General features: G+C 35.8%; 12 protein-coding genes. 8 read left to right on the top strand and 4 right to left on the bottom strand.

Features of this window, described 5'->3' with window-relative positions; translation table 11 throughout:
• The first annotated feature begins 22 nt into the window (after positions 1 to 22).
• From WFH39_RS02120 to WFH39_RS02100, 5 genes are read left to right on the top strand one after another with little or no spacing between them, the layout of a single operon-like run.
• On the top strand, positions 23 to 1,015 hold the full coding sequence (locus WFH39_RS02120) for a phosphotransferase (RefSeq protein WP_336688618.1): 993 nt from the start codon (positions 23 to 25) through the stop codon (positions 1,013 to 1,015).
• Between the two features lie 26 nt (positions 1,016 to 1,041).
• On the top strand, positions 1,042 to 1,410 hold the full coding sequence (locus WFH39_RS02115) for a hypothetical protein (protein WP_336688617.1): 369 nt from the start codon (positions 1,042 to 1,044) through the stop codon (positions 1,408 to 1,410).
• An 11-nt stretch (positions 1,411 to 1,421) separates the two neighbouring features.
• Positions 1,422 to 1,817: a DUF6678 family protein gene (locus tag WFH39_RS02110; protein ID WP_336688616.1), complete on the top strand. Its 396-nt coding sequence runs from the start codon at positions 1,422 to 1,424 to the stop codon at positions 1,815 to 1,817.
• On the top strand, positions 1,818 to 2,441 hold the full coding sequence (locus tag WFH39_RS02105) for a hypothetical protein (protein WP_214590805.1): 624 nt from the start codon (positions 1,818 to 1,820) through the stop codon (positions 2,439 to 2,441). It abuts the gene before it with no gap.
• A 50-nt stretch (positions 2,442 to 2,491) separates the two neighbouring features.
• Positions 2,492 to 3,082 (top strand): leucine-rich repeat domain-containing protein, encoded by a 591-nt coding sequence (locus WFH39_RS02100; protein WP_336688615.1) that lies wholly within the window; start codon positions 2,492 to 2,494, stop codon positions 3,080 to 3,082.
• 56 nt (positions 3,083 to 3,138) lie between these two features.
• On the opposite strand, the gene WFH39_RS02095 is transcribed toward WFH39_RS02100, so the two are convergent.
• The 3 genes from WFH39_RS02095 to WFH39_RS02085 are packed head-to-tail and all read right to left on the bottom strand — an operon-like array spanning position 3,139 to position 8,313.
• Positions 3,139 to 5,577: a TonB-dependent receptor gene (locus WFH39_RS02095; protein WP_336688614.1), complete on the bottom strand. Its 2,439-nt coding sequence runs from the start codon at positions 5,575 to 5,577 to the stop codon at positions 3,139 to 3,141.
• A gap of 26 nt (positions 5,578 to 5,603) precedes the next feature.
• Entirely contained in the window at positions 5,604 to 7,082 is a 1,479-nt protein-coding gene (locus WFH39_RS02090; RefSeq protein ID WP_336688613.1) for a trehalase family glycosidase, read from the bottom strand.
• Position 7,083: 1 nt separating this feature from the next.
• Entirely contained in the window at positions 7,084 to 8,313 is a 1,230-nt protein-coding gene (locus WFH39_RS02085) for an MFS transporter (protein ID WP_336688612.1), read from the bottom strand.
• A gap of 123 nt (positions 8,314 to 8,436) precedes the next feature.
• On the opposite strand from WFH39_RS02085, the gene WFH39_RS02080 reads away from it, so the two are divergent.
• Positions 8,437 to 9,342: an AraC family transcriptional regulator gene (locus WFH39_RS02080; RefSeq protein WP_336688611.1), complete on the top strand. Its 906-nt coding sequence runs from the start codon at positions 8,437 to 8,439 to the stop codon at positions 9,340 to 9,342.
• A gap of 174 nt (positions 9,343 to 9,516) precedes the next feature.
• On the opposite strand, the gene WFH39_RS02075 is transcribed toward WFH39_RS02080, so the two are convergent.
• The gene (locus WFH39_RS02075; protein WP_076390886.1) at positions 9,517 to 10,071 is read right to left on the bottom strand and encodes a thioredoxin family protein; all 555 of its coding nucleotides are present in this window, start codon (positions 10,069 to 10,071) and stop codon (positions 9,517 to 9,519) included.
• A 301-nt stretch (positions 10,072 to 10,372) separates the two neighbouring features.
• Between WFH39_RS02075 and WFH39_RS02070 the strand changes: the two genes are divergently transcribed.
• Both WFH39_RS02070 and WFH39_RS02065 read left to right on the top strand, forming a co-directional pair.
• Positions 10,373 to 10,969, top strand: coding sequence for a TetR/AcrR family transcriptional regulator (locus WFH39_RS02070; RefSeq protein WP_076390885.1), 597 nt, complete (start codon positions 10,373 to 10,375; stop codon positions 10,967 to 10,969).
• Between the two features lie 361 nt (positions 10,970 to 11,330).
• Positions 11,331 to 12,491 carry an efflux RND transporter periplasmic adaptor subunit gene (locus WFH39_RS02065; RefSeq protein WP_336688610.1) on the top strand — a complete coding sequence of 387 codons (1,161 nt, stop codon included), beginning with the start codon at positions 11,331 to 11,333 and terminating at the stop codon, positions 12,489 to 12,491.
• The last annotated feature ends 71 nt before the right edge of the window (positions 12,492 to 12,562 follow it).

Below are 12,562 nucleotides of genomic sequence, written 5' to 3'. Positions count from 1 at the left end.
TTACGGATATAAATATAAATTAATGACAGAAAAATTTCCTGCTATAAACAGTACGCTTGATCCCGTACATCTCGGATATCTTATTCAGCAAAAATACGGACTAAGTGACAAAACAAAATGCTGCATTTTCCGCCTAGCCATGAATCATTTGTACATTATTCATGATGAGGAAAAGAAATTTGTTTTCCGAGTGTATACTCATCATTGGCGGACAAAATCTGAAATTGAGGAAGAACTAAAGCTTCTCCTTCATTTAAAAGACGAAAACCGGCAGGTTGCTTTTCCGATTGCAGATAAATTCAGTGACTATATTCAGGAAATTGAAGCCCCGGAAGGAAAAAGATTTGGGGTTTTATTTTCTTATGCGAAAGGCATAAAGACAGCAAAATTTTCTTCTGAAACAAGTTTTCTGATCGGACAGGCTTTAGCCAGAGTTCATCAGTCGGCAGAGCATTTTGAACTGAACAGGATTTCTTATGATGCGGAAAACCTGCTTACAGACCCTGTTGAAAAGATAAAAAAATTCTTTAACGATGGTAATTCCGAAGTTATTTTTCTGGAGAAATTATCTGAATTTTTAAGCCTTAAATTCGAAACTTTCGACAGACAGAAAATGAGATACGGAAGCGTACATCTTGATGTCTGGTTTGATAATCTGCACATTGATAATGAAAAGGAAGTTACTTTTTTCGATTTTGATTTCTGCGGAAACGGCTATTTATGTTTTGATATTTCTTACTTTCTGTTTCAGCTTCTGGCAACCAACCTGAACGAGGAAGAATATCAGACAAAAGCAGAAAGTTTTTTACAGGGTTATGAAACGGTAACAACAATCAGCAACGAAGAAAAAAAGTTCTTATCTTACGCCTGTTTAGCTGTCATGACGTATTACATCAGTGTGCAGTGCGACAGATTTGAATTCTGGACAAATATCTTTCTCAACGAAGATCATTTAAAAAGGATGGTTGGAAATTTAAAACGCTGGATGGCTTATCATTCTATTGAAATTGAATAACCTTCATAAAACAAATAACTAAAAATATGGAACAGGAATTAAACAAATACATTGGTACCGATGGAATTATTGAAGTACAAAACAGAGAACGGAGTGCCTGCAAATTATTATCCACAGAACGTACAGATCACTCTGTTATTTTAAATTTTGAAAGTATTTTTCCGGTAAGAGAATTAAATTTTAATGATGTTCCCGATTGGAATATTGAGCTTTCCCGAACAGCTTTTGGAAAAAACTTCACTTTCATCGTTGACGGACAGATTGAAGAGCCTGATAACAATACAATAAGATTTACAGAAAACGAAAGAAATTTAACCGTTACCATAGATTTTAACGAAGATAGAGTAAGAGAAACGATGCTAAAATACATTGACGAGCTTATCCCTAAAAAATAAACAGGTTATCTATGGACAAACTGGAGAAAGAAATTCTGAAACGAGTTTCCTACATGAACAACTCAAAATGGTTCAGGTTACTGACAGAAATACGGGATACAGAAATAAATATTCAGTCTGCGTACATTAAATTTTTGCTGAACGACAGAAAATACAAATTTCATCTTGGAGGTTTTAATGAGAAAGGTTTTGGGGATGTAAGCGAACTGGGACCATTCAGATATAAAGAAATTGAATGGATTCTGATTCCTAAAAGACATGAAACGGAACGCTGGAACAGAAATGAAAAACTGACATCAGAATTTTTTTTTCAGCCGATAGAAAAAATTGAACAGATCATAAAGAATATGGGACTGTTGGAATATGAAATAACAGAAGAAGGACTGAGAATTTTTGGATATAAATAAATGGCAGTATCACATAAAGGAAAGAGAAAAATTATTTATAAAGATAAACTGTATCTGTGGTATATTATACCGGATGATGACTACGATTTTTTATTTTATTTAAAAATTATTTCTGATGATCAGACGTTGTATTTATCATATGAGACAGATCAGGCGAACAATCTTTTTATACAGCCAAAAATAGGAATTGTAAAAAGTGAAAAACTGAAATCAGGACGATACAAATTTTCACCACGCATTCAGGACAAAATATTTTCTAATTATAATGTAAGGCTGATTCTTGATTGGCATGACAGTCAGGACGGTTCGGCAATCCCTGAAGTATTTAAAATGCCTAAAAATCCTTTTGAACATATTGATTTTAAAAGCGGAACTATAGTTTATATTGTTAAAGATTTTTCAAGATCAAACCTGAAATCGGATATGTTAGAAGTTTCATATTCTCAAAACTACTTACTTATTGCAGGTTGGCATGGTTCTGAAAGAGGCTATCATATTACTATAATAAAAAATAATGATGATAAAAATCCTGTTGCAGAAACACATCAAAGTTTTTTTGAACTGGAAGAAGCTATTACGTCTGCTGTTACCATGATTGAAAACTGGATTAATGAAAAAGGATAATTATCAGTAATTACAATTTAACTTAAGATATAAAATTAAATTCTTGAATTATGCTCTTTTTTAAAAAAACTAAATTTTTGTCCTTAAGCGAAGCAATGCAAAATCCAAAGAATTGTAAAAAACTTAGTCTACTGTGTATAGAATACAATCTAAAGGACAAAGGTGCCATTTTTTCGCAATTTATCAACTTAAGAACCTTAGAAATTCAGGCACATCCTTTTATTTATGATTTGGATGATTTTGAACTTCCGAAAGAAATTGCTGAATTGAAAAAATTAAAAAAAATTTCACTCCTAAATCTTCCATTAAAAGTTTTTCCTGAATGGCTCACCCGAATAAAATCGTTACAGTATTTAATGATTCGAGGAAATGATATTGATACAGTTCCTGAGACAATATCGCAATTAGATCAATTAAAAACATTACGTATTGAAAACTGCGAACTGAATAAATTACCAAAAACCCTCAACCAAATGTTAAACTTAAAATATTTAGGTTTGAGCGAGACAAAACTTACAGATTTAAATCCTGATCTTTTTCCAAAAAATTTAAAAGAAATAAATTTATCCGGCTCAAGAAGATACAAAGATGATGATTTTGAAAATTTGAAAAGAACAATGAAAAGAACTAAGATATATTAAAATAAAAACCGTCAGAAAAATCCTGACGGTTTATCAATTGTATGAAGAAAGTAATTTTAGAAATCCAGCGTAATAGAAGCTCTTACCGCAGCACCCATAATTGGTCTTGCCATAATAATTCCGTCTCCCGATGGAGATCCGGCTCTTGGATCACCTTCTGTAATACCGATAGTATTAAAGATATTGGTTCCGTCTACCGCAAAACGGATTTTGCCTAACTGATAAGAAGTTCCAGCTCCAAATTCTGAGAAAGAAGGCAGAGTCTGCGCATTTTTCTCATCCTGAAAACGTTTTCCGTAATAATTCATGCTTACATAAGCTCTCCATTCTTTGGTAAGATTTACCGCAGGAGAAATATTGAAGTAGAATTTCGGCATTCTTCTTACCGTATTATCATTGTAACTGAATGTTGTTCCGTCTGCATTTCTTCCTGTGAAATCCTTATATCTCGGATTTTGGATCGTTCCGTTGAACGTTACTTCAAACACATTATTGAATAATCTTGCGTATCCTTCAAACTCAACCCCTAAGTTTGATGTATTTGCAAATTTGTTCTCTGAGCTTCCGTCTGAATACACATCCGTAAATGAAAGATTTTTCAATGTAGAATAGAACGGAATTACAGCCACATCAAACGTTCTTGAATAGTATTTATACCCCACTTCCAACTGATTGGTTGTTACCGGCTTTACAACAGATAAATTATTCATATTGTTGTAGTACGCTTCCTCATTCGGAGATCTGAAACCATTAGAGAAACGTGCATACACTGCATTTTCTTTATTGATTTTATAATTCAGCGCCGTTGTGAAAGAAACTTTGTTTACATCGAAATTCCAGTAAGTGTATTTATTGCCTAAAACAGACATATTTTCGTCCGCAGTGGTTGTTGCAAAACTGTGCGTTCCGTCAGTAGTCAATCCGGAATTGTTAAGATTTCCGCTCGTTGTGTTCACACCGTAACCCTTGTAGAAATCGTGGCTGTAACGAATTCCTCCGTTAAAACTCAGATCATCGGTAATATTATAGTCTAAATTCAGATAAAGATCATTCAGACTTCCCTGGATCTGAGAATCTCTCAACAGGAACGACATATTGGTAACCCCATTGTATGTTTTAGAATAACCTACACTGTTTGGCGTTAATGAAGTATCTACCAAATTCAGCAATTCCGGTTTATCGGTAGCCGTTGTTAAAATATTGCTCCAGTTCCAGTATTGATGAGACTTCCAGTTAGATTTGTAGAAACCTGCCGTTACATTTCCTTTATCGAATTTATAATTGAACTGCAAATCGTTGACGAAATTATTCATCTGCTTATCGATTGCCCAGAAACCTAATTTCTGAACGTAGCCCGGATTTACCACTGCTCCGTTGCTTACCATTGAATATTGGAATGTATTTCCTGCAATTCCTGCTCCTTTGGCGAAATCAGCCGCGCTTTGAGGTCCGCCTGCAGGGAAAATTCCCGTATAATTCATATTGATATTGGTATATCTTGTCTTGTTTAAAACAGAGAAATTATTACCCAGATCATACTTAAATTCTGCACCTAAAACATCAACTTTCGGATGAATTCCGTCCTCTAAATTTCTGCTGAAAAACCCTCCGCCTACTTGTGGAATGTTCAACTGACTGATGTTTCTGTAGCTATAGGTACCGTAATTAGCATCAAAACCGGAAAATTCTTTCAGATCATTTCCGTTCTGTACCAAAGGAATCGGAAGGAAGAATGTATTTCTGTCATCCAGTTTTTTGTAATAGATTTTAGCATAGCCTTTATCGAAAACATATTTCAGATTCATTCTGATCTGTCCGCCCTGATTGGCTTTAAAACCTGTCTTTCTGATTCCGTCATCTGTTCTGTAAAAACCTCCTACATTGAAGAATAATTTGTCCTGAACCAAAGCTCCTCCTACGTTTACATCAGTACGCATTAATCCATAAGTACTGGTTTCCAGTTTTGCCGTTCCTCTGAAATCGTTCCCTCCTTCTTTGGTAATAAAGTTAATTAAACCTCCCGGAGAATTGTTCGCAAAAATAGAACCTGAACCTCCTCTCAAAGCTTCTAATCTGCTTACCGAATTGTCTACACGGAAGAAATTATCTGCATTGGCAAACTGTAATGCTCCATCTTCGAACACCGGAAGACCGTCTTCCTGAACCTGTACAAATTCATACGCTCCCGCAGAAGGAATACCTCTTGCGAAAAGGTTGTTTCCTACTTCACCACCGGAAGTTTCTACCGCAAAACCGGGAACACGCTGTAGTAAAGCTGCCGCACTGATCGGGTTTTGTTTCTGAATTTCTTTTGCTGTAAAAGTAGAAATCGCCGTACTCGATTCTATTTTCTTTTTTGGGTTAGAGTTACCCGTAATAACCACCTGTTCGATGGAAGCCGATCTTGTGGAATCCTTAGGAGTTTCCTGAGCGTATGCATTATTGTAATACAAGGTTGCGATACCGGCAAGTAAAAACATCGATCTTTTTTTCATAGCCTTATTTGATTTTTATTTGTTTGTTAATTCTTTTTTAATTTGAGATACACTCCGTTTGTCCATCCGAAACCATCCTGATTGGGATATTCTCCGCCTCCTGCAACGGTTTCTATGTCTAAAGCATTGTATTTTTCCATCAGTTTTCCGGTGTTTTTATATACCCTTTCCACGTTGCTACACCAGTTGTTTTTAATTTTTTCAGCAAGATCATCAAATCCGTAGTTTTTCATCGACTGATAACCCAGCCATTGATACGGCGCCCAGGCGTTTGGAAAATCCCATTGCTGACCTGTGTTTTGAGTCGTCGTTACTAAACCTCCCTGATACAGAAATTTTTCTTCAATATTTTTCGCAACAGCTTTTGCCTGATCTTCACTGGCGATTTTCAGGAACAAAGGATAAAGAGCAGCAATATGTTCAGACGGTGTGTTTGTGTTTTTTTGAGTATGATAGTCTTTGTATGTTCCGGAAGTTTGGTCCCAGAAATACTGATCTATCATTTGTCTTCGCTTTGCTGCCCTTTCAGAATAATCAATTTTTCTTTCATTTAATTTTTGAAGCGATGAAGATTTTGCCAATGTTTCTTCCAAATGCCATAAAAGGCAGTTCAGATCAACTTCAGCAAGATTCAGCGTTTCAATAGTCTGTATATGTTCCCCGTCTGCAAACCATCTGCTGGAAAAATCCCAACCCGATTCACAGGCGCTTCTGATGTTTCTGTAAAATTCTTCTCCTGCATTTTCACTGTCTTCAATATCAATTAAATAACTTTCAGGGCGCGGGATGTTTTCAGCATCATAATACCTGTTCAATACATCTCCGTGAATTGTTTTCACTACTCTGTTTACCGCCGAACCATTTTCCAGTTCTTCTGTTCCATTCATCCAGAAAGCATATTCTTTTTCTAAAGTATTGTGATATTTGATGTAAATATTTTCGTCTTTCGTTGTTTCAAAAAGCAGATCCAGCATCAACGAGAAATAGGGCGGCTGAGAACGACTTAAGAAATGAGTTCTGCTTGCATTCGGTACAAATCCCACATTCTGAATGAGATAAGAACAGTTTTCAATAATATTTTCCATCATTTCCACTCTTCCGGAAATCTGAAGTCCCAACATGATGTAATAACTGTCCCAGTAGAAAAATTCATTGAAGCGACCTCCCGGAACCACATACGGTTTTGGAAGTTTCAGCAACGTTCCTTTTTCCTCATAAGATGTTCTTGTCAGTTCATCCCATAATTTTTCAATATGTTCTTCAATCGGGAGATGATTTTCCCTCTGAATCGAAATTTTAGCTCCTAAAAAATCGAAATTTGACAGGACAAATTCTTTCAGATTAAAATCTTCCGACTGTTTCCCTTCTTCATATTTTGCATTAATTTCTTCGACCGGAAACAAGGGAACCGCATCCGTCATCATCTTCTGATCTTCAAAAACCTCTGATCTCTGCACATCATCAAAAAGAGCCTGAATTTCATATATATATAACTGCTTCTTCATTTTATTTTTTAGGATTTATTTTTAATTTATTCATAATAACTGCTGAAACAATCAACAGGGAAAGCGGTATTAACGAAAGGTAAAATGCCTGCTGTCCGCTGAATTCCTGAAACACAAAACCTGTAATAATCGATCCGATGGTTCCTCCGATTGCAGAGAAAACCACAATTAAACCCGACATTGCGCTGTGTAAATATTTGGGAATCGAGGCTAAAATTACAGAGTTGATACTTGGATAAATCGGAGCCAAAAGACCGCCCATCAAAGGAAATAAGTAAACAACCAACGGAGCATTTAACCAGGTTGTTCCCGCATCAATACTAATATTGTGAGTTAATGGCAGAACCAATAAGATACTTATGGCAAAACCTACCACGCAAAACGAAACCACATAAATCCAGCTGAACTTTTTAGAGAAGAATCCCGAAAGAAATCTTCCCAGTGCGAAAGCTCCCGCCAAAACCGCTCCCGCCTGAATACTCATGGAAGTCGGAACTTTTAAAATTTCCTTGTAAAAAGTCGGCGTCCAAGTCTGGAAACTCTGCTCTACCAAAACAAAAAGGAAAGCGCACAGTAAAAAGAACAGGACTTTTTTATAACTGAATAAACTCACACTGTTTTTTAGATCTCCAAGCAAGTCCGTTTTTTCGCTTCTCGCTTCATGCTCGTCTAATTTTGTGAAGAATAAAAACAAAAATGAAAGTGTGGAAATCCCTCCCAAAAACCAATACACATTCAGCCAATGGGTTGATCTCGGATTATGGTCATCTATGAATAAGCTGAATAAAACATTTCCCATTAATACGCCGATCATAAAAAAACCTTCCAGATAACCCATAAAACTTGAATGCTCCTTATCTGAATCCGTTACCAAACCAATAGAAGTGAAAACGGAAATTTTAATTAACGCAAAAGAAACCCCGACAATCGTAAACAATAATTTGAAAAACCAAAACGCATTGGCAAAAGGCATTACGAAACACATGCAGCTCACCAAAAGCAAGGCGATCAGCATCGATCTTTTGATTCCTATTTTGGGTAAGAACGAAGCCAGAATGAATGAGCAGATCGCAATCGGCAGATCTTTAAAACCCTCCAGAACGCTGGCTGAAGATTTGGAGATCCCGAAGTTTTGCTGCATCTGTAAAATCACCGTTCCTACAGAATTCAGGAGAATCGCAAAAACGAAATAATTTAAAAATAAAACCGCCTTAATATTGAAATTTTTCATTCATATAATTTCTTGTGGGCTAAGATATAAGCATTTGCCTTAACGTTAATTTAACATTATAAATGAATATTTGAACCATATTAATATAATTATTATTTTAGGAAACAAATTATGATTAACTAAATGAAAGTCACTTTTGAACGCGTAATCCCCGATGAAAAGAGCTCTTTTCGCACGATCCACAACAATTCTCCCATTTCAGAATTCAAATGGGAATATCATTATCATCCCGAAATTGAACTTGTGTGTGTGGTTTCCGGGAGCGGAACGCGCCACGTTGGTTATCATAAAAGCAATTATACGAACGGAGATCTGGTGTTAATTGGCTCCAATATTCCTCACTCCGGTTTTGGACTGAATTCTATCGATCCGCATGAAGAAATTGTTTTACAGTTTAAGGAAGAAATCCTGCAGTTTCCGCAACAGGAAGTTGAAGCAAGATCCATTAAAAATCTTCTGGAGCTGTCAAAATACGGAATTCATTTTCATGATGAGGTTCACATCAATATGCTTCCGAAACTAAAGCTGATGTTGAAATCTGAAGGCTACAAAAGATATCTTTTATTGCTGGAAATTCTTTTTGAGCTTTCAAAATGTGATGATTACGAACTTCTGAACAAGGAAATTATGCCTTACACGATTATTTCCAAAAACAAAACAAGACTGGAAAATATTTTCACTTACGTGGAACATCATTATGATAAAGAAATTGACATTGAAGATGTTGCCAAACTTGCCAATCTCACTTTACCCGCATTTTGTAATTTTTTCAAAAAAGCAACCCAGATTACCTTCACCGAATTTGTGAACCGGTACCGCATCAATAAAGCCTGTTTACTGATGGCACAGGATAAAAGTATTTCAGAATGCAGCTATAGCTGTGGTTTTAATAACGTAACGTATTTCAACAGAATGTTTAAAAAATATACCGGAAAAACACCTTCAGAATTCATGAAAAATTTTCTACAGAACAGAGTGAATGTAGATTTAAAGGTAGAGGAAGAAGTAAAAATAAAAGCCAGTTTTTAGCAAAATAAATTGTGGATAACTCTGTGGATAAAATTGTGGATAACTTTTTTATCTGAACTTAAATAACTCATTTTCAAATTAATACAAAATAAAAAAAGCTGTTCTTTTTGAACAGCTTTTTTATATTTGAATTGCAAAGCCATCAACTGACAACCTGCCACAATCAACCAAAAATTACTTCCACTTGATATTGCATCCCATGCTTGGTTTCTGAATTTCTTCCTGCGGTTCTCCCAACAAAAGATTTTCGAAAGCAATAATCAGATCTTCTCCTGTTACTTCTTTGTGATTTCCCGGTCTGGAATCGTCCATCTGTCCTCTGTAGATCAGATCCAGTTTTTCATCAAAGAAAAAGAAATCCGGTGTGCAGGCTGCATCATACGCTTTTGCGATTGCCTGACTTTCGTCGTATAAATAAGGGAAATCAAACTTTCTTTCAATTTGGAATTCAATCATTTTTTCAGGAGAATCTGCGGGATATTTTTCCACATCATTCGAATTGATGGCGATAAATTCAATTCCTCTTTCGTTGTAATCTTCATACAGTTCGGTTAATTTATCAATTACATGAAGAACAAACGGACAGTGGTTGCACATAAAGATCACCAAAGTTCCTTTTTCGCCTTTCAGATCATCCAAAGACTGAATTTCGTTACTTTTTGACGGGTTCGGAAGCTCAAAAAAAGGAGCTTTTGTGCCCAATTCAATCATATTTGAAGGAGTATTCATAACTTTTTTATTTGGTTACAAAGATATAGAATTTCTTGATTATTATAGTATGGAGGATGGATACGGGAAGATGGAAGTCTCAGAAATTACACTCGATTGAGTGGGACTATAAACTCTATTAATTTTTACAATAATAAAAAAATCAACATATTAAAAGTACTTCCAGCTCCCATCCTTCCGGCATCCAAGCCAAATTACAAACATCTTCAAAGCCTTACTTTAAAAGTTAAAGCGTAAAATTTGTTTGGAAGTTATCCTCAAAAGTTTGTAGTTTTGCTAACACTGTTAGTAATTAAAAATCATGGGTCTGCACGAACGTCGGCAAAGAGAAAAAGAAAATATACGCGCCAGTATTCTGGATGCTGCGTTTTCTTTGGCTAAAACCGAAGGATGGGCATCCCTTTCCATGAGAAAAATTGCCGATGCCATAGAATACAGTGCACCGGTAGTTTATGATTATTTTGAAAACAAAGAAGCTATTTTGTATGAAATTTCGCTGAATGGTTTCAACTGTTTACACATAGAGTTGCTGAAAGCCCAGAGAGAATATGAAGCTCCGGACGAACAACTGAAAGCTATTGTGGATGCTTACTGGAAGTTCGCATTTAAAAACAAAGAGTATTATCAGCTAATGTTCGGATTGGGAATGCAGTGCAGCGGAAAAGGAATGATGAAGGAAGAATTTTCTTCTTTCCAGAATATGCTTTACGAGTGTACGTACGAGATTATTAAGAAAAACGGATCCAATCCGGATAATGCCTGTCACATGTCGCACGCCCTGTTTTCAGCAGTACATGGCTTGATTTCGATCATGATGATGCGTAATGACGATATTCCTTCTACGATGAACAAAACGACTCTTGATGAAACAGTTTCTGCTTTCATTAAGTCTTTGTAAATTTTTTTGAATTAAAAATTAACACCGTTAGGAATATTAACATCAATTAATATAAAGTATTCATTTAAACCGAATTTAAAATTAAAAAAACAATCATGTAGAATGTAACCAATGAATTGATAATCATTTTTTGTCCTGAATAATTAACACCGTTAGCAAAAGTAACACACTTCACACCTCATCTAAATCATATCTAACCAACATTAAAAAGTTCTTCTCATGGAAACAACGATCTAAAATCACATTAAGAATTTTGAAATTTTTTTTAAACTAAAAATTAACACCGTTAGAAAAAATAACATAATTCAAATTAAAAACATCACTACTTAATTTAACATTTCATTAAAAATTTAAACTCAAAATGAAAATATTTGGAAAAATAAGACTCATTGCACTGATCTCAAGTATTATTCTTTTACAAAACTGCACAAAGGCTGCAGAAGGAGCCAACGCTGCACCACCCGCTCCTGAACTTCCTGTTTACACCGTTATTTCATCACCGGCAACAACCTATCAGGAATTTCCGGCTGCTTTGGAAGGAAAAAATAACGTGGAAATCCGGTCTCAGGTCGACGGATATTTAGATAAAATCTATGTGGAAGAGGGCGCTTATGTAAGAGCCGGACAGCCATTATTTAAAATAGATTCCAGAGCTTACGGAGAGCAGATGAATATGGCAAATGCCAATTTACAGGTTGCCAATGCCAATATCCAGAAAGCAAAAGTGGAGGTTGACAGATTAGAGCCTTTGGTTGCTGCAAAAGTCGTATCTGAGGTACAATTGAGAACTGCAAAAGCAAATTATGCAGCCGCACTTGCCGCCGCTTCACAGGCAAAAGCATCAGTTGGAGGAGCAAAAATCAATATCGGATTTACAACGATTACAGCTCCGGTAAGCGGATACATTGGAAGAATTCCTCACAAAAAAGGAAGTCTGATCTCCAGAACAGATGTGAATCCCTTGACTTTATTATCAGACATCAGTGAGATTTACGCCTACTTTTCTTTAAGCGAACTGGATTTTATCGCTTTTCAGAATAAATATGAAGGCGCAAGTTTAGAAGAAAAGCTGAAAAATATGCCCATGGTAGAGTTGGTGATTGCAGACAACAGCATTTATCCGCAAAAAGGAAAAATGAGCATCGTAGACGGACAGTTTGACAAATCTACAGGAGCAATCAGTGTTCGTGCGGTTTTCCCAAATACCAACGGAACGTTGAGAACCGGAAATACAGGCAGAGTTCGTATGCCTCAATTGATATCGAATGCTGTCATTATTCCTCAGGAATCTACGTTTGAGATTCAGGATAAAACTTATGTTTATGTAGTTGGTAAAGACCAGAAAGTAACCGGTAAGCCTGTAAAAATCTCAGGAAAAACTGAAAACTATTATTTTATTTCCGAAGGAATACAGCCGGGAGAAAAGATTGTATTCACAGGAATCGGAATGTTAAAAGATGGTGCTTCTATCAAGCCGAAAGCGATTTCATCCGACAGCTTACTGAAAGCAAAACCATTATAACCGTTTAAACTTCTTTAACCACAAAAGTTTTTAAGCACTTAAGTTATTGTAAGTTAAAAAGCAATCGCTCA

It is taken from the genome of Chryseobacterium sp. MMO-72 (assembly GCF_037146035.1).
GTDB lineage: Bacteria > Bacteroidota > Bacteroidia > Flavobacteriales > Weeksellaceae > Chryseobacterium > Chryseobacterium indicum.
The sequence above is the reverse complement of the archived record's forward strand: the minus strand, read 5'-3'. Positions and strand labels throughout refer to the sequence as shown.

Coding starts and splice junctions, on each gene's coding strand:
- WFH39_RS02120 (WP_336688618.1), top strand. CDS start 23: ATGACAGAAAAATTTCCTGCTATAAACAGTACGCTTGATCCCGTACAT.
- WFH39_RS02115 (WP_336688617.1), top strand. CDS start 1,042: ATGGAACAGGAATTAAACAAATACATTGGTACCGATGGAATTATTGAA.
- WFH39_RS02110 (WP_336688616.1), top strand. CDS start 1,422: ATGGACAAACTGGAGAAAGAAATTCTGAAACGAGTTTCCTACATGAAC.
- WFH39_RS02105 (WP_214590805.1), top strand. CDS start 1,818: ATGGCAGTATCACATAAAGGAAAGAGAAAAATTATTTATAAAGATAAA.
- WFH39_RS02100 (WP_336688615.1), top strand. CDS start 2,492: ATGCTCTTTTTTAAAAAAACTAAATTTTTGTCCTTAAGCGAAGCAATG.
- WFH39_RS02095 (WP_336688614.1), bottom strand. CDS start 5,577: ATGAAAAAAAGATCGATGTTTTTACTTGCCGGTATCGCAACCTTGTAT.
- WFH39_RS02090 (WP_336688613.1), bottom strand. CDS start 7,082: ATGAAGAAGCAGTTATATATATATGAAATTCAGGCTCTTTTTGATGAT.
- WFH39_RS02085 (WP_336688612.1), bottom strand. CDS start 8,313: ATGAAAAATTTCAATATTAAGGCGGTTTTATTTTTAAATTATTTCGTT.
- WFH39_RS02080 (WP_336688611.1), top strand. CDS start 8,437: ATGAAAGTCACTTTTGAACGCGTAATCCCCGATGAAAAGAGCTCTTTT.
- WFH39_RS02075 (WP_076390886.1), bottom strand. CDS start 10,071: ATGAATACTCCTTCAAATATGATTGAATTGGGCACAAAAGCTCCTTTT.
- WFH39_RS02070 (WP_076390885.1), top strand. CDS start 10,373: ATGGGTCTGCACGAACGTCGGCAAAGAGAAAAAGAAAATATACGCGCC.
- WFH39_RS02065 (WP_336688610.1), top strand. CDS start 11,331: ATGAAAATATTTGGAAAAATAAGACTCATTGCACTGATCTCAAGTATT.